Origin of the sequence: Bradyrhizobium sp. OK095 (assembly GCF_900109945.1) — a bacterium.
GTDB lineage: Bacteria > Pseudomonadota > Alphaproteobacteria > Rhizobiales > Xanthobacteraceae > Bradyrhizobium.
This window is the reverse complement of sequence record NZ_FOBX01000021.1, coordinates 16,840-34,935: the sequence shown is the minus strand read 5'-3', so window position 1 is coordinate 34,935 and position 18,096 is coordinate 16,840. Positions and strand designations below refer to the sequence as shown.

The following is an 18,096-nucleotide window of genomic DNA, read 5'->3' as shown; positions in this document are numbered from 1 at the left end:
GATAATCAGGCAAACTTCTTTTGGACTTCCGCCGACACGTTCGCCGGCGCTTCTGCGTAGTGGTCGAATTGCATGGTGAAGGTTGCGCGACCCTGGCTCATCGAGCGCAGGTTATTCACGTAACCGAACATGTTCATGAGCGGCACCATCGCGTTGATGACGTTGGCGTTGCCGCGCATGTCCTGCCCCTGGATCTGACCGCGCCGGGAATTCAGGTCGCCGATGACCGAGCCGGTGTAGTCTTCCGGGGTCACCACTTCGACCTTCATGATCGGCTCGAGCAGGACGGACTTGCCCTTCTGCAGCGCTTCGCGGAATGCAGCACGCGAGGCGATTTCGAAGGCGAGCGCCGACGAGTCGACGTCGTGGTATTTGCCGTCCACCAGCGAGACCTTGACGTCGACCACGGGGAAGCCCGCGACGACGCCGGCGCCCATGACGCTGTTGAGGCCCTTTTCGACGCCGGGGATGTATTCCTTCGGCACCGAGCCGCCGACGACCTTGGATTCGAACTCGTAGCCCTTGCCGGGCTCGTTCGGCTCGACCACGATCGACACTTCAGCGAACTGACCGGTACCGCCGGTCTGCTTCTTGTGGGTGTACTTGACCTCGGCCCTCTTGGTGACGCGCTCACGGAACGCAACCTGCGGCGCGCCGATGTTGGCGTCGACCTTGTAGGTACGGCGGAGGATGTCGACCTTGATGTCGAGATGGAGTTCGCCCATGCCCTTGAGGATGGTCTGGCCGGACTCCTGGTCGGTCGACACGCGGAAGGACGGATCCTCCGCGGCAAGCTTCGCCAGCGCCACGCCCAGCTTTTCCTGGTCGGCTTTCGACTTCGGCTCGATCGCGATCTCGATGACCGGCTCGGGGAATTCCATCTTTTCGAGGATCACCGACTTGTCGGGATCGCACAGCGTGTCACCGGTGCGCGCTTCCTTCAGGCCAGCCAGCGCGACGATGTCGCCGGCATAGGCTTCCTTGATGTCTTCGCGATTGTTCGCATGCATCAGCAACATGCGGCCGATGCGCTCCTTGCGGTCGCGCGTCGAATTGATCACGCCGGTACCCGACATCAGCGTGCCCGAATAGATACGGCAGAAGGTGATGGTACCGACGAACGGGTCGTCCATGATCTTGAAAGCCAACAGAGCCAGCGGCTCCTTGTCGTCCGGCAGACGAACGATCTCGTTGCCGTCTTCATCGACGCCCTTGATGGCGGGCACGTCGACCGGCGACGGCAGATAATCCACGACCGCGTCGAGCAAGGGCTGCACGCCCTTGTTCTTGAAGGCCGAGCCGCACAACACCGGGAAGAACGCGCCAGTCAGCACGGCCTTGCGGATCAGGCGCTTCAACGTCGCCTCATCAGGCTCCTTGCCATCGAGATAAGCGGCGAGAACTTCGTCGTCGAGTTCGACGGCGGCTTCCAACAGCTTCTCGCGATATTCCTTGGCCTTCTCGACCATGTCCTCGGGAATATCGATGTCGACGAACTTGGCGTCGAGCTTCTCTTCTTCCCAGACCACGCCCTTCATACGGACGAGATCGACCAGACCCTTGAAGTTGTTCTCGGAGCCGATCGGAAGCTGGATCGCGATCGGCTTTGCGCCGAGGCGATCGATAATGTCCTGCATGCACTTGTAGAAGTCGGCGCCGGTCTTATCCATCTTGTTGGCGAAGACGATGCGCGGAACCTTGTACTTGTCGCCCTGACGCCAGACGGTCTCGGTCTGGGGCTCGACGCCCTGGTTGGAGTCGAGCACGCACACGGCGCCGTCGAGCACGCGCAAGCTGCGCTCGACTTCAATGGTGAAGTCGACGTGGCCGGGAGTGTCGATGATGTTGAGACGCTTGCCTTCCCAGAACGCGGTGGTCGCGGCCGACGTAATCGTGATGCCGCGCTCCTGCTCCTGCTCCATCCAGTCCATCGTCGCGGCACCTTCGTGCACTTCGCCGATCTTGTGGCTCTTGCCGGTGTAATAGAGGATGCGCTCGGTGGTCGTGGTCTTGCCGGCATCGATATGCGCCATGATACCGAAGTTGCGGTAATTCTCTATGGCATGAACGCGGGGCATGGAGTGTTCCTTAGATTCCGTGTTTCGCCGTTACCAGCGATAGTGCGAGAAGGCACGGTTGGCTTCCGCCATCCGGTGCACGTCTTCACGCTTCTTGACGGCGTTGCCACGGTTGTTTGATGCGTCCAGGAGCTCGGCGGAGAGCCGCTCGGTCATCGTCTTCTCGTTGCGATCGCGCGCAGCCGAGATCAACCAACGGATGCCCAGGGCCTGACGACGCACCGTGCGAACTTCGACCGGGACCTGGTAGGTCGCGCCGCCGACGCGGCGCGAACGCACTTCGATCGTCGGCATGACGTTCTCGAGTGCCTGCTCGAACACGCCGAGCGGGCTCTGCTTGGTCTTGGCTTCGATGATACCGAACGCACCGTAGACGATGCCTTCGGCGACCGACTTCTTGCCGGCGTACATCACCGAGTTCATGAACTTCGTGACGATGATGTTCCCGAACTTCGGATCGGGAAGGACTTCGCGCTTTTCCGCTGAGTGGCGACGAGACATTGAGCTGGTTCCCGCTTACTTCGGACGCTTCGCGCCGTACTTCGAACGACGCTGCTTACGGTTCTTGACGCCCTGGGTATCCAGAACGCCGCGGAGGATGTGGTAGCGAACGCCGGGCAAATCCTTGACGCGGCCGCCGCGGATCATGACCACCGAGTGCTCCTGAAGGTTGTGGCCCTCACCCGGGATGTAGCCGATCACCTCGAAACCGTTGGTCAGGCGCACCTTGGCGACCTTACGAAGCGCCGAGTTCGGCTTCTTCGGGGTCGTGGTGTAGACGCGGGTGCAAACACCACGCTTCTGCGGCGACTGCTGCAGCGCCGGCACCTTCTTGCGCGACTTCTGCACTTCACGCGGTTGAGCGATCAGCTGGTTGATCGTCGGCATCCTGGCCTTACCCTTTGTTCTGTGGCGAACCCTTCCGGATCCGCTGTCTTGAGCGCGACCCCTTGACGGAACCGCAAATTCTTTCGAGCCACCCGCCCGACGAGGCCGCCCGCACGGAACAATCCGCACAAAGCGAAATTGCGCCAACCGCTCCATCACCGAGCGGAAAGCGTTACGACGCCACAGAGGACCGCGATATTGAAGCCGATCAGCGTAAAGCCGCGGCCCGCGTACCGAGGTCATGCATCCGAATTCGATCTCGAGAGAACAAGCTCAAGAGATCTAAAATCGCACTGGCATTGCCTAGCTATAATCGACAGCGTTTGAGCGGCATTCGTCGAGGTTGGTGCCCGCTTTAGCGACCCCTGGGGATCTAATCCCTGGGATCAACGGGTGGCCCGTTCCGACGTTGGCAATGCTCACCGCCTGTCGTGTAAGTGAGGCGCTTTCTATAAGTGGGAATCGATCAAGTCAAGGCGAAACGACAGTCAGAAACCGCTTCTGGCACTGCCCAAACCGATGTTTACCGCACTCGCCGCACCTCCCCGATATGGCAACGCCGGGCCTGTTCCGCTACCCCAGCGACCTATTTATACCCGGAAGAAATATACTTTTATAACTCCTGCTAAGGCTTTTTTTCCTGTTGATGCGCCAATCTGCCACCTTCGGCAGAGATTTGCGTCATGCGGTACACCGACATTGCCATTATCGGCGGGGGCTTATCCGGCTCGACCGCCGCCGCAATGCTCGGCCGCGCCGGCATTTCGGCGGTGTTGATCGATCCGCATGAGAGCTATCCGGCGGACTTTCGGGTCGAAAAACTCAGCGGTCACACCCAGGTCGACCGATTCCTGAGGACGGGAATCGGAGAATCGGTGCTGCGGCGGGCGACTTTTGCCGGCGAGAACTGGATCGCCCGATTCGGCCACCTGCTCGACAAGGCACCGAGCCGGCAGTTCAACATCCTTTATGATTCCCTGGTCAACGCGGTCCGCGACGAAATCCCTGCCAGCGTCGAGCGCATCTGGGCCAAGGCTGTCTCGCTCGAGACCAGCTCGGAGCGGCAGAAGGTCGTGCTCTCCAACGGCGAGACGCTCTCCGCCCGCCTGGTCGTACTCGCCAACGGCCTCAATGTCGGCCTGCGCCACCAGCTCGGAATCACACGAAAGATCGTCAGCGCCTGCCATTCGATCTCGATCGGATTCGACGTGGTGCCGGCCGGGCGGAATGCGTTCGGCTTCCCGGCGCTGACCTATTTCTCGGAGCGGCCGAGCGACCGCATCCCCTACATCACGCTGTTTCCGGTCGGCACGCGGATGCGCGCCAATCTGTTCGTCTATCGCGGCTTCGACGATCCCTGGCTGCACGATCTGCGCCGCGCACCGGCCGAGACGCTGAATGCCGCCCTGCCCCGGCTCAAACGCATCACCGGCGCCTTCGACATCTCTGGCGAGCTGAAGATTCGCCCGGTCGATCTCTATGTGAACGATGCCGGCGGCCTGCACGGCCTCGCGCTGGTCGGCGATGCGTTCTCGACCTCTTGCCCCGTCGCTGGCACCGGCTGTGACAAGGTCTTCACCGACGTCGAGCGGCTCTGCAATGTCTACATCCCGCAATGGCTCGCCTCCGACGGCATGGATGCGGCCAAGATCGCCGGCTTCTACGCCGATCCGGTCAAACGGGATTGCGATGAATGGTCGGCGGCGAAGGCGTTCGACTTCCGCTCAGTGTCGATCGCCACGAGCCCCTACTGGACCGCGCAGCGCTGGGCGCGCTTCATCGCCTGGTCGGCTCAGGGGCTGTTACGGCCGCTCGGAGGAGCGAACTTCCTCGGTCACTCCTCCTCGTCGTCCTCGTCCTCATCATCCTCGAGGTCGTCTTCATCCTCGTCATCGTCGCTGTCGTCATCGGCCTGAGCCGCCGCGCCATGCGGCTGGTGAGTCTGGTCGTTCCACAGCTTGCGGTAGGTGCCGTTCTCGGCCAGCAGCGCGGCGTGGGAGCCGCGCTCGATCGCCCTGCCCCCTGAAATCACGATGATCTCGTCCATCTCGACCACCGAGCTCAGGCGATGGGTCGACCAGATCATGGTGCGGCCCTTGGCGACCTTGAGCAGCGTGCGGTTGATCGCGGCTTCCGTGGTCTGGTCCAGCGCCGAGGTGGCCTCGTCCAGCAGCAGCACGGACGGGTTACGGATGATCGCGCGCGCGATCGCGATGCGCTGGCGCTGGCCGCCGGAGAGCGTGTCGCCGCGCTCCCCGACCGGCGTGTCGTAACGCTGCGGAAGGCTCATGATGTAGCGGTGGATTTCGGCCTTCTTGGCGGCCTCCTCCACCTCCGCATCGGTCGCGCCCTCCTTGCCGAGCCGGATGTTCTCGCGGATCGACATGTTGAACAGCATGTTCTCCTGGAACACGACCGCCATGCTCCGGCGCAGCGAATCCAGCGTCACCTTGCGCACGTCCACGCCGTCGATGGTGACGCGGCCCTCGTCGGGCACGTAGAGCCGCAGGATCAGGTTGAGCAGCGTGCTCTTGCCGGAGCCCGAGGGGCCGACGATGGCGATGCGCTTGCCGACATTGAGCTTGAGGCTGAGATTGTCCAGCACCGGCGTCTGGCTGCCTTCGTACTGGAACGTGACATGGTCGAAGGTGATGTCATTGGTGACGCGCGGCAGGTCGGGCGCGCCGGGACGATCGGCACCGCGCGTCGGCTCATCCAGCAGTTCCTGCATGTGGCGGATCGCGGCGGCCGAGGAGATCGACACCGGGATAAAGTGCATCACATGGGCGATGTTGTAGGAGACCTCCCAGAACGCGCTCTCGAAGGTGACGAAAGTGCCGATGGTGATCTGGCCCTTGGTCGCCAGATACGCGCCGATAGCGAGCACCACGAGGTGCAGCATCAAGACCGAGATGGTGACCGTCCGCTCCACCATGGTCGAGAGGAACGCGGCTGACGCGATCTTGCGGCGTGTCTCGTCGTTGCGGAAGGCGAAGAATCCGAACATCTTGCGTTGCAGGCTGAATGCCTTGATCACCGCCTGCGCGGCCACGTTCTCCTGCACCATGCCGAGCAACGCGCTTTCGTTCTGCTTCTGCTCGTAATTGGCCTGCACCGCCTTCGGGGTGAGGATGCGCGGGCCGATCAGCGTGATCGGGAACACCAGCAGCGCGACCACCGCGAGCTGCCAGTTCAAGAAAAACATCAGGATGATGCCGGCGATGAGTTCCAGGAACGGCAGCGCCGCGCTGTTGGCAAAGGTCTTGACCGAGCCTTCGAAGGCAGCCTGGTCGACCGAGAAGCGCGACAGGATCTCGCCGCGCTTGGTGCGGCCGAAATAGGCCGTCGGCAGATCCTGGACATGCTCGAACAGGCGCTTGCGGACGTCGGAGATGATGCAGGCAGCAAGCCGTGCGTCCCAGCGCTCATACCAGACCGCGACGATCGAGGTGAAGATGCCGGCAACAGCGAGCACGCCGAGGATCTTGTACAGCGCCTGGAAGTCTTCCTCGCCGAGCGCGTCGTCGATCAGATACTTCAGGCTGAGCGGCATGATGACGTTGAACAGCGTCTCGACGACGACGCCGAACGCCACGAATGACAGCATCCGCTTGTAGTTGACGAGGAAGGGTTTGACGAAACCCAGGATGGTAGCGAGCGCGCCGGCGGCCTCGCGCGCGGTAAAGACGACGAGATCCTCGTCCTCATCATCATCGTCGTCGAGCTCCAGCTCGTCATCATCCTCGTCTTCGTCGTCCTCGTCGTCTTCAAGGTCCGGCTTGACGGGGGCGAGCTTGTCGTCGCGCTCGGCCGCCTCTTGCGCAGCGAGCTTCTGTTTGTCGGGAGAGGGAGGCCTGGACGCCATGAAACCAACCGATGCTGACGGCCGGCATGACCGCAGAGAAAGCAGGAAATAGCGGCAACCGCTATTGCACTGATTCTATGCGATCAGAATGAATTCGGCAAAGCAATTGGCTCGTCCGTTTCCATCTTGCGGCTAGTCGTCGTCCTCGTCCTCGACCTTGTCGAAGAAGGAATAGCGCAAAGAGTCGGCGTCGGCGTACCACTGGCCCGGGCCCTTGTTGGCGGCGAGCGTCGCCTCCCAGAGCGCATCTGCGCAGTCCTTGCGATGCATCGACAGGTCGAAGCCGTTGCCGAAGAACAGCTCGGACCATTCCCACCAGGTGCCGAGCTTCTTGACCCCGCGCAACAGGTCGTAGCGATCGATCACAACTGAAGCCATGTCCGAGGTGATCGAGCCGAACACGAGGCCGGTCTTGACCACGCGGTTGAGCTCGCGGATCGCGCGGACCACCTGCTTCGGGGAAAGATGGCAGAGGCTGGTCTCGAACACGAAGTCGAAGCTGCCGTCCTTGAACGGCATGTCGATGATCGAGCCGAGCTTGTTGTACTTCCTCAGCGCCTTCGGCGTTTTGGCGTGGATGGCGCGGTTGTTCTCGATGCCGAAGGCGTCGATGCCGCGCTCGCGCAGCGCGCCGACCAGCTCACCGCTGGCGGAGCCCGCGACCAGCAGCTTCGCGCCCTTCGCCTTGCCCCAGACGATACCGATCAGCTTGGCGAGATAATCGGGATCGGTGAAGTGCTTCCACGCTTCGCTGTATGGACCAAGGCCGCGATAGTTCTCGAAATAGGCGCGGTCGATCTTGTCGGAAACCGGCTTGTCGTCCTGTGCGCGCTCGCGGCGCAGGCGCATCATCTCGGTCAGGATGATGTCGGTCGCCGCATCCGAGGAGTCGAGCAGCCCGTTCAGCGTCGAATCGAACAGATAGTCGCCGACCACCACGATGCCGGGATGCTCCTTCGGCTCAGGGCGATGGTTGGTCATGACGTCGCGCACAGGCAGGCCGCCCGGGATCGCGTTCACCGACGACAGCCAGCGGTGGATCTTGCCTTCCACGAAATGCGCGCGCGCATCGCCGAGCGAGGCCGGCAGCGATTTCAACGCGGCGTCGATCAACTCCTGGTCCGACAGATTGGCGAAGGCCAGCGCATCGGAACCGGGAATCAGCCAGTTCAGGACGCCGTGCTTGCCGACGTCGTGGCGTGCGCCCTCGTTGTAGACGCAGCAGCCGCCGAACGCCTCCGACATGAACCAGGCACCGGGAATCTTCTCGTCCCAGAACGGCGTGTCGAACAGGATCGAGACACGCAAATAATGCGCGGGACGGTCGAAATACGAGACGTGCTTGACCATCGACTTGCGGAGCTGCTCGCCCTCCCAGCCCACGGTGGAGAGCCAGGAATGCGGCAGGCACATCAGCACGAGGTCGAAGTCGCGCGTCTCCGGTCCCTTGCCGTTCATCATCTTGAGCTGGTAGCGGCCGGTCGGCGCCTTGCCGACGGTGAGCACGCGGTGATTGAGCTGGATGTCGGCATTGACCTCCGACTGGAGGCACTCGATCAGCTGCTCGTTGCCGTTCTGGATGGAATAGAGGCCGATATAGCCATCGACATCCATCAGATAGTTCTTCAGCGCGTTGAGGCCGTTGGTGTTGTGGGTCTCGGTCGCGAGGTCCGAGCGCGCCATCACCTTGAAGAAACGCTTTGCGGTCTCGTCCTCGACCTCCTCGTCGAGCACCTGCTCGGCGGTCTTGTAGGCCCAGGGATTCTCGTTGTCGTGCGCGCCGACGCCCTCGTAATATTCGATTGGCGACATCGCCTCGGCGCAGCGCTTGCGGAACGCCTCGATCGCGGCCGCAGTCTTGGCGCCGTATTTGCGGCGCATGCCGGCGACGTCGTTGAGGAGCTCGCCGCCGAACTGCACCTGCTCGGCGTCCATCGGAATGGTCTGCAAACCGAAATGCTGGATCAGCTCGCGCAGGGGATCCGGACCCGTCATCGAGTAGTCGTAGATCTCGGCGACGCCGGCCTCGTACATCGCCGGCGCCGAATCGAATTTGCGCGTGACGATCTTGCCACCGAGCCGGTCGGACGCCTCATAGATCGTGATGCGGCAGAGATCGCCGAGCTTCTTCTTCAGATACCAGGCGCTCATCAGCCCGCCGGGGCCGCCGCCTACGATTGCGAGATCAAGCATGTCAGTTCCGTGGTCTCCGGCCCTGCCCCCGTCACGGGATCACCGGTCTAAGCTCCCCTAGCAGAAGCGCTTTTGCGACTGAAGGGAAGATGAACAAAGGTTGATCCCGCACCGCAACAGGGAAACAAAGCAGCAAAAAGGCCGGCTTGCGCCGGCCTTTTCGTTATCCTCGTAGTCCTACGGATGAACCATTATTCCGCAGGCGGGAGCGCAGGAAGCTCCGCCTCCGGCGCGGGCGACACAACGGCCGCCTGCTTCTCGCGCTCGTCGAGAATCATCTTGTCGCGCTTCACAGCAACTTCGCGGATCTTGGCCATGGAGGCGCCGGTGCCCGCCGGGATCAGCCGGCCGACGATGACGTTCTCCTTGAGGCCTTCGAGCGGATCGACCTTGCCGTTGACCGCCGCTTCCGTGAGGACGCGGGTGGTCTCCTGGAACGAGGCCGCCGAGAAGAAGGAGCGGGTCTGGAGGCTCGCCTTGGTGATGCCGAGCAGAACCGGCGTCGCCGTGGCAATCTTCTTGCCCTCTTCCTTGGCCTTCGCGTTGATCTGGTCGAACTCGATCTTGTCGATCTGCTCGCCGGAGATCATGTCCGTGTCGCCCTGGTCGGTGACTTCCACCTTCTGGAGCATCTGACGGACAATCACCTCGATGTGCTTGTCGTTGATGAGCACGCCCTGGAGCCGATAGACCTCCTGGATTTCGTTGACCAGATAGGCCGCGAGTTCCTCGATGCCCTTGACCGCAAGGATGTCGTGCGGCGCCGGGTTGCCTTCCACGATGAAGTCGCCCTTTTCGACGACGTCGCCGTCCTGAAGGTGGATATGCTTGCCCTTCGGGATCAGGTACTCGCGCGCCTCTTCGGTCTTGTCCATCGGCTCGATCGCGATGCGACGCTTGTTCTTGTAGTCGCGCCCGAACCGGATGGTGCCCGAGATTTCGGCGATGATCGCCGCATCCTTCGGACGCCGTGCCTCGAACAGCTCCGCCACCCGCGGCAGACCGCCGGTGATGTCACGCGTCTTGGCGCTTTCGGTCGAGACACGGGCGAGGATGTCGCCCGCCTGGACCTTGGCTCCAATGTCGACCGACAGAATGCCGTCGACCGACAGCATGTAGCGGGCATCGCCGCCACGGGCGAGCTTGAGCACCTTGCCGTCCTTGCCCTTGACCACGATGGCGGGACGCAGGTCCCCGCCGCCGCGCGTCGAGCGCCAGTCGATGACCACGCGCTTGGCGATACCGGTGGCTTCGTCCAGCGTTTCCGTGATCGACAGACCCTCGACCAGGTCCTCGAAGCCGATGCTGCCTTCCACTTCGGTGAGAAGCGGACGGGTATACGGGTCCCACTCGACGATGCGCTGGCCGCGCTTGACGGTGTCGCCCTCGTCGACATGCAGCCGCGAGCCGTACTGGATACGGTGCGTCGCACGTTCGGTGCCGTCGGCATCGACGATCGCGATCACCATGTTGCGCACCATCGCGACCAGATGGCCTTCGCTGTTGCGGGCGATGGCCTTGTTCCGGATCACGATCTTGCCGTCGAAGTTGGATTCGACGAACGACTGCTCGTTGAGCTGCGCCGCACCACCGATGTGGAAGGTGCGCATGGTCAGCTGGGTGCCCGGCTCGCCGATCGACTGCGCCGCGATGACGCCGACGGCTTCACCGTGGTTGACCGGCGTACCGCGGGCGAGGTCGCGGCCGTAGCACATGCCGCAGATGCCGTTGACGAGCTCGCAGGTCAGTGCCGAGCGGATCTTCACCTCCTGCACGCCACCTTGATGGATGGCATCCAGATGGCTCTCTTCCATCAGCGTATCGCGCTTGATGATCACCTTGCCGGAGCTGTCACGGATGTCATCGCAGGCCGTGCGTCCGAGGATGCGCGAACCGAGCGAAGCGACCACGGTGCCCGCATCGACGATGGCGCGCATCTTGATGCCAAGCTTGGTACCGCAATCGCTCTGCGTGATGATGCAGTCCTGCGCAACGTCGACGAGACGACGGGTCAGGTAGCCCGAGTTCGCGGTTTTCAACGCGGTGTCCGCGAGACCCTTGCGGGCGCCGTGGGTCGAGTTGAAGTACTCGAGCACCGAGAGGCCTTCCTTGAAGTTCGAGATGATCGGCGTCTCGATGATCTCGCCTGACGGCTTGGCCATCAGGCCGCGCATGCCGGCGAGCTGGCGCATCTGCGCCGGCGAGCCGCGCGCACCGGAGTGCGCCATCATGTAGATCGAGTTGACCTCGGCTTCCGCTCCGCTCGCCGTCCTCTTGGTGGCGGAGATTTCCTTCATCATCGCCTTGGCGATTTCTTCGGTCGCCTTCGACCAGGCGTCGACAACCTTGTTGTACTTCTCGCCATGGGTGATCAGACCGTCATTGTACTGCTGCTCGAAATCCTTCGCCAGCGTACGGGTGGAGTCGACGATCTTCCACTTGCTGTGCGGCACGACCATGTCGTCCTTGCCGAACGAGATGCCGGCCTTGAACGCGTTGTAGAAGCCGAGCGCCATGATGCGGTCGCAGAAGATCACCGTCTCCTTCTGGCCGCAGTGGCGGTAGACCTGGTCGATCACGCCTGAGATCTCGCGCTTGGTCATCAGCTTGTTGATGATCTCGTACGAGATACGCGGGTTCTTCGGCAGCAAATTGCCGAGCATGACGCGGCCCGCGGTGGTCTCGATCCAGCGCGTTGTGACCTTGCCGGTCTCATCCATGCCGTTCCACCGGTACTTGATCTTGGTGTGAAGGTGGATGACCTTCGCATGCAGGGCATGCTCGAGCTCGGCCATCGAGCCGAAGATCTTGCCCTCGCCGGGCAGGCCTTCGCGCACGATCGAGACGTAATAGAGACCGAGCACGATGTCCTGCGACGGCACGATGATCGGCTGGCCGTTCGCCGGATGCAGGATGTTGTTGGTCGACATCATCAGGACGCGCGCTTCCAGCTGCGCTTCGAGCGACAGCGGAACGTGCACGGCCATCTGGTCGCCGTCGAAGTCGGCGTTGAACGCGGCGCAGACCAGCGGGTGGAGCTGGATCGCCTTACCCTCGATCAGCACAGGCTCGAACGCCTGGATGCCGAGACGATGCAGCGTCGGTGCGCGGTTGAGCAGCACCGGATGCTCGCGGATCACCTCGTCCAGGATGTCCCAGACCTCGGGCCGTTCCTTCTCGACGAGCTTCTTGGCCTGCTTCACGGTGGTGGACAGGCCCTTGGCGTCAAGCCGCGAATAGATGAACGGCTTGAACAACTCGAGCGCCATCTTCTTCGGCAGGCCGCACTGATGCAGGCGCAGCTCGGGACCGACCACGATCACCGAACGGCCCGAATAGTCGACGCGCTTGCCGAGCAGGTTCTGGCGGAAGCGACCCTGCTTGCCCTTGAGCATGTCGGCGAGCGACTTCAGCGGACGCTTGTTGGCGCCCGTGATGACGCGGCCGCGGCGGCCGTTGTCGAACAGCGCATCGACCGCTTCCTGAAGCATGCGCTTCTCGTTGCGGATGATGATGTCGGGCGCGCGCAGCTCCATCAGCCGCTTCAAGCGGTTGTTGCGGTTGATGACGCGGCGGTAGAGGTCGTTGAGATCGGAGGTCGCGAAGCGGCCGCCGTCCAGCGGCACCAGCGGACGCAAGTCCGGCGGAATCACGGGGACCACGGTCATGATCATCCATTCCGGCTTGTTGCCGGAGTGGCGGAACGCTTCCACGATCTTCAGGCGCTTGGCGAGCTTCTTGTGCTTGATCTCGGAGTCGGTCTCCTGCATCTCCGCACGCAAGGTCAGCTCGAGCTTCTCGAGGTCCATGCCCTTGAGCAGCTCGCGGATCGCTTCGGCGCCGATCATGGCGGTGAAGGAATCCTGGCCATACTCGTCCTGCGCCCGAAGATACTCGTCTTCCGACAGCAACTGACGGTCCTTGAGCGCGGTGAGACCCGGCTCGAGCACGACGTAATATTCGAAGTAGAGGATCCGCTCGAGATCCTTCAGCGTCATATCCAGCAGAAGGCCGATGCGCGAGGGCAGCGACTTCAGGAACCAGATGTGGGCGACGGGGGCAGCGAGCTCGATATGGCCCATGCGCTCGCGCCGGACGCGCGACAGCGTGACCTCGACCGAGCACTTCTCGCAGATGATGCCCTTGTACTTCATGCGCTTGTACTTGCCGCACAAGCACTCGTAGTCCTTGATCGGCCCGAAGATGCGGGCGCAGAACAGACCGTCGCGCTCGGGCTTGAAGGTACGGTAGTTGATGGTTTCCGGCTTCTTGATCTCGCCGTACGACCAGGACAGAATCTTCTCGGGGCTCGCGATCGAAATCCGGATCTGGTCGAAGACCTGAGCCGGCGTCGTCGGGTTGAAGAGATTCATAATTTCTTGGTTCATCGTCTTCTCCTCGCGTGCCGGTCGCCTCCGGCAGCAAATTCGAAAATCACATAAGCGGGGCGCCCTGCCCTCAAGGCCTCGGGTGGGGCGCCGATGCCCGGCCGTTAAGGCCGGGCATGATAGGTCGCGTTACTCGGCCGCTTCCGCCGTCCCCGGCCCGACCTTGGAATTGTGCAGATCGACGTTGAGGCCGAGCGAGCGCATTTCCTTGACCAGCACGTTGAACGATTCCGGAATACCGGCCTCGAAGGTGTCGTCGCCACGCACGATCGCCTCGTACACCTTGGTACGGCCGGCGACGTCGTCCGACTTCACGGTCAGCATCTCCTGGAGCGTGTACGCCGCGCCGTAAGCCTCGAGCGCCCACACTTCCATTTCGCCGAAGCGCTGACCACCGAACTGCGCTTTGCCGCCCAGCGGCTGCTGGGTGACGAGCGAGTACGGACCGATCGAACGCGCGTGGATCTTGTCGTCCACGAGATGGTGCAGCTTGAGCATGTAGATGTAGCCCACCGTCACCTTGCGATCGAACGCATCGCCGGTGCGGCCGTCATAGACGGTCGACTGACCCGAAGCGTCGAGACCGGCAAGCTTCAGCATCTCCTCGATGTCGGCTTCCTTGGCACCGTCGAACACCGGCGTCGCGATCGGCACGCCGCGGCTGAGGTTATGACCAAGCTCGATCAACTCGTTGTCGTTGAGCGACTTGATCGTCTCGTCCTCGCCGTAGACCTTCTTCAAGGTTTCCTTCAGCGGCCGGATGTCCTGCTTCGCCAAATAGGCATCGACCGTCTGGCCGATACGCTTGCCGAGGCCGGCGCATGCCCAGCCGAGATGGGTCTCGAGGATCTGTCCGACGTTCATGCGCGAGGGCACGCCCAGCGGATTGAGCACGATGTCGGCGTGCGTACCGTCTTCGAGGAACGGCATGTCCTCGATCGGCACGATCTTCGACACCACGCCCTTGTTGCCGTGGCGGCCGGCCATCTTGTCGCCGGGCTGGATCTTGCGCTTCACCGCGACGAAGACCTTGACCATCTTCATCACGCCGGGCGGCAATTCGTCACCGCGCTGAAGCTTCTCGACCTTGTCCAGGAAGCGCTGCTCGAGCCCCTTCTTCGACTCGTCGTACTGCTTCCGCATGGCCTCGATCTCGGCCATCAGCTTGTCGTTCGGCGACGCGAACAGCCACCACTGCGACTTCGGGTACTCCTCGAGCACCGCACGGGTGATCTTGGTGTCCTTCTTGAAGCCCTTCGGACCGGCAATGCCCTGCCGCCCTTCGAGCAGCTCGGCAAGACGGTTGTAGACGTTGCGGTCCAGGATCGCCTGCTCGTCGTCGCGGTCCTTGGCCAGACGCTCGATCTCTTCCCGCTCGATCGCCAGCGCACGCTCGTCCTTGTCGACGCCGTGACGGTTGAACACGCGCACTTCCACGATCGTGCCCTGCACGCCCGGAGGAACGCGCAGCGAGGTGTCGCGAACGTCGGAGGCCTTTTCGCCGAAGATGGCGCGCAGAAGCTTTTCTTCCGGCGTCATCGGGCTTTCGCCCTTCGGCGTGATCTTGCCGACCAGGATGTCGCCGGCGCGCACTTCCGCGCCGATGTAGACGATACCGGCTTCGTCGAGGTTCTTGAGCGCTTCTTCCGAGACGTTCGGAATGTCGCGGGTGATTTCCTCAGGCCCGAGCTTGGTGTCGCGGGCCATCACCTCGAATTCTTCGATATGAATTGAGGTAAACACGTCTTCCTTCACGATCCGCTCGGAGAGCAGGATCGAGTCTTCGAAGTTGTAGCCGTTCCACGGCATGAACGCGACGAGCACGTTGCGGCCGAGCGCGAGCTCACCGAGATCGGTCGACGGACCGTCGGCGATGATGTCGCCCTTCTTGACGATGTCGCCGACCTTCACCAGCGGACGCTGGTTGATGCAGGTCGACTGGTTCGAACGCTGGTACTTCATGAGACGGTAGATATCGACGCCCGACTTGGTCGGATCGAGATCTTCGGTGGCGCGGATGACGATGCGGGTCGCGTCGATCTGGTCGATCACGCCCGAGCGACGCGACGCGATCGCGGCACCCGAGTCGCGCGCAACGACGCCTTCCATGCCGGTGCCGACGAACGGCGCCTCGGCGCGAACCAGCGGCACTGCCTGGCGCTGCATGTTCGAGCCCATCAGCGCGCGGTTGGCGTCGTCGTTCTCGAGGAACGGGATCAGCGCCGCGGCGACCGAAACGAGCTGCTTCGGCGACACGTCCATGTAGTCGACCTTGTCCGGCACCACCGGCAGCACTTCGCCGGCATGACGGCAGACCACGAGGTCCTCAGTGAAGCGGCCCTTGGCGTCGAGCGGCACGTTGGCCTGCGCGACGGTGTAGCGGCCTTCTTCCATCGCCGAGAGGTACACGACCTCGTCGGTGACGCGACCATCCTTGACCTTGCGGTACGGCGTCTCGACGAAGCCGTACTTGTTCACGCGCGCGAAGGTCGCGAGCGAGTTGATCAGGCCGATGTTCGGACCTTCCGGCGTCTCAATCGGGCAGATGCGGCCGTAATGCGTCGGATGCACGTCGCGCACCTCGAAGCCGGCGCGCTCGCGGGTCAGACCGCCCGGTCCAAGCGCCGAGAGACGACGCTTGTGGGTGATCTCGCTGAGCGGGTTGGTCTGGTCCATGAACTGCGAGAGCTGCGAGGAGCCGAAGAACTCGCGCACGGCTGCGGCGGCCGGTTTCGCGTTGATCAGGTCCTGCGGCATGACCGTGTCGATATCGACCGAGGACATGCGCTCCTTGATCGCGCGCTCCATACGCAGGAGGCCGATGCGGTACTGGTTCTCCATGAGCTCGCCGACCGAACGCACACGACGGTTGCCGAGATGGTCGATGTCGTCGATCTCGCCCTTGCCGTCGCGCAGATCCACCAGCGTCTTGATGACGGAGAGGATGTCTTCCTTGCGCAGCGTGCGCTGGGTGTCGGGCGCATCGAGGTCGAGGCGCATGTTCATCTTGACGCGACCGACCGCGGAGAGGTCGTAGCGCTCGGAATCGAAGAACAGCGACTGGAACATCGCCTGCGCCGAATCCACCGTCGGCGGCTCGCCCGGGCGCATCACGCGGTAGATGTCGAACAACGCGTCCTCACGCGTCATGTTCTTGTCGGCCGAGAGCGTGTTGCGGATGTAGGGGCCGATATTGACGTGGTCAATATCGAGCATCGGCAATTCCTTGTAGCCCTGCTCGTTGAGGGCCTTCATGGACTTGTCGGTGATCTCTTCGCCGGCCTCGGCGTGGATCTCGCCGGTCTTCGGATTGACGAGGTCCTCGGCGATGTAGTTGCCGACGAGTTCCGCATCCGACAGGCGCAGCGCCTTCAGGCCCTTCTCCTGCATCTGACGCGCACCGCGGACGGTGAGCTTCTTGCCGGCCTCGAGCACGACCTTGCCGGTATCGGCGTCGATCAGATCGTTGACGGTCGAGTAGCCGCGGAAACGGTTGGCGTCGAACGGAACGCGCCAGCCTTCCTTGGTCCGCTTGTACTGGATCTTCTTGTAGAACGTGGAGAGGATCGCCTCGCCGTCAAGGCCGAGGGCGAACATCAGCGACGTCACCGGAATCTTGCGGCGGCGGTCGATACGCGCATAGACGATGTCCTTGGCGTCGAACTCGATGTCGAGCCAGGAGCCGCGATACGGGATCACGCGGGCGGCGAACAGCAGCTTGCCCGAGGAATGGGTCTTGCCCTTGTCGTGGTCGAAGAACACGCCGGGCGAACGGTGCATCTGCGAAACGATGACGCGCTCGGTCCCGTTGACGATGAAGGTGCCGTTCATCGTCATGAGCGGGATGTCGCCCATGTAGACGTCCTGCTCCTTGATGTCCTTCACCGACTTCGCGCCGGTTTCCTCGTCGATATCGAACACGATGAGGCGCAGCGTCACCTTCAGCGGCGCAGCGAAGGTCATGCCGCGCTGGCGGCACTCGTCGACGTCGTATTTCGGCTGCTCGAACTCGTAGCGGACGAATTCCAGCATTGAGGTGCCCGAGAAGTCCGAGATCGGGAACACCGAGCGGAACACCGCCTGCAGACCCTCGTCGAGACGCCCCCCCTGGGGTTCGTCGACCATCAGGAACTGGTCATAGGACGCCTTCTGAACCTCGATGAGGTTCGGCATCTCGGCCACTTCTTTGATGTGTCCGAAGAACTTGCGAACGCGTTTGCGACCGGTGAATGTCTGCTGCGCCATCGTGGCCTCTCATTTCGTCGCCCGCTCTGGGCGCGCCGTCCGGAACGCAGCTGCCGCCGCTCCCCGGGTTGAATTTTTTCGAACCCGCCTTGGGGGTCGGAAACTCAGTTTCAGGCCGTCATGTCCTGAATCTGTTCTTCAGACCTTCAAAACGCAAAACGACGCGCGGGGCGCATAGGCACGCCCGCCCGTCTCTATGATCGTTTTCACGGACTGCAAAAGCCCGAAATAGCCTGCTCTCCCAACGGCTTACAGGGAAATCTGACATCCCTGCCCACCGCGCTTTCGTGCTGCCGAACCGATATGGGGCGACAATAGTGCAGATTCGAGGGGGTAACCCTCCAATCCCCACACTTTTTCGTGTTTGGCTTGCGTCGGAAGGTTCCGTCGCACGCCTTTTGCATCCGGCCCACCCTTTCAAGGGGTGGACCAAGATCCC

General features: G+C 62.5%; 8 protein-coding genes. 1 reads left to right on the top strand and 7 read right to left on the bottom strand.

Features of this window, described 5'->3' with window-relative positions:
• Positions 1-5 precede the first annotated feature (5 nt).
• The 3 genes from fusA to rpsL are packed head-to-tail and all read right to left on the bottom strand — an operon-like array spanning position 6 to position 2,966.
• Complete coding sequence (gene fusA, locus BMW89_RS34985) at positions 6-2,078, bottom strand: elongation factor G (RefSeq protein WP_092034889.1); 2,073 nt, start codon at positions 2,076-2,078, stop codon at positions 6-8.
• Positions 2,079-2,108: 30 nt separating this feature from the next.
• Complete coding sequence (rpsG, locus tag BMW89_RS34980; RefSeq protein WP_092034888.1) at positions 2,109-2,579, bottom strand: 30S ribosomal protein S7; 471 nt, start codon at positions 2,577-2,579, stop codon at positions 2,109-2,111.
• 15 nt (positions 2,580-2,594) lie between these two features.
• Complete coding sequence (gene rpsL / locus BMW89_RS34975) at positions 2,595-2,966, bottom strand: 30S ribosomal protein S12 (RefSeq protein WP_007603006.1); 372 nt, start codon at positions 2,964-2,966, stop codon at positions 2,595-2,597.
• 683 nt (positions 2,967-3,649) lie between these two features.
• On the opposite strand from rpsL, the gene BMW89_RS34970 reads away from it, so the two are divergent.
• Positions 3,650-4,882: an FAD-dependent oxidoreductase gene (locus BMW89_RS34970; RefSeq protein ID WP_092034887.1), complete on the top strand. Its 1,233-nt coding sequence runs from the start codon at positions 3,650-3,652 to the stop codon at positions 4,880-4,882.
• Here the strand turns inward: BMW89_RS34970 and BMW89_RS34965 are convergent.
• The 4 genes from BMW89_RS34965 to rpoB form a co-directional block, all read right to left on the bottom strand.
• Entirely contained in the window at positions 4,801-6,831 is a 2,031-nt protein-coding gene (locus BMW89_RS34965; protein WP_092034886.1) for an ABC transporter ATP-binding protein, read from the bottom strand. The two genes, BMW89_RS34970 and BMW89_RS34965, sit on opposite strands and share 82 nt — an antisense overlap.
• Before the next feature lie 132 nt (positions 6,832-6,963).
• Positions 6,964-9,024, bottom strand: coding sequence for an FAD-dependent oxidoreductase (locus BMW89_RS34960; protein WP_092034885.1), 2,061 nt, complete (start codon positions 9,022-9,024; stop codon positions 6,964-6,966).
• Positions 9,025-9,215: 191 nt separating this feature from the next.
• On the bottom strand, positions 9,216-13,412 hold the full coding sequence (gene rpoC, locus BMW89_RS34955) for a DNA-directed RNA polymerase subunit beta' (protein WP_092034884.1): 4,197 nt from the start codon (positions 13,410-13,412) through the stop codon (positions 9,216-9,218).
• 129 nt (positions 13,413-13,541) lie between these two features.
• Positions 13,542-17,657 (bottom strand): DNA-directed RNA polymerase subunit beta, encoded by a 4,116-nt coding sequence (gene rpoB, locus BMW89_RS34950; RefSeq protein WP_092034883.1) that lies wholly within the window; start codon positions 17,655-17,657, stop codon positions 13,542-13,544.
• Positions 17,658-18,096 lie beyond the last annotated feature (439 nt).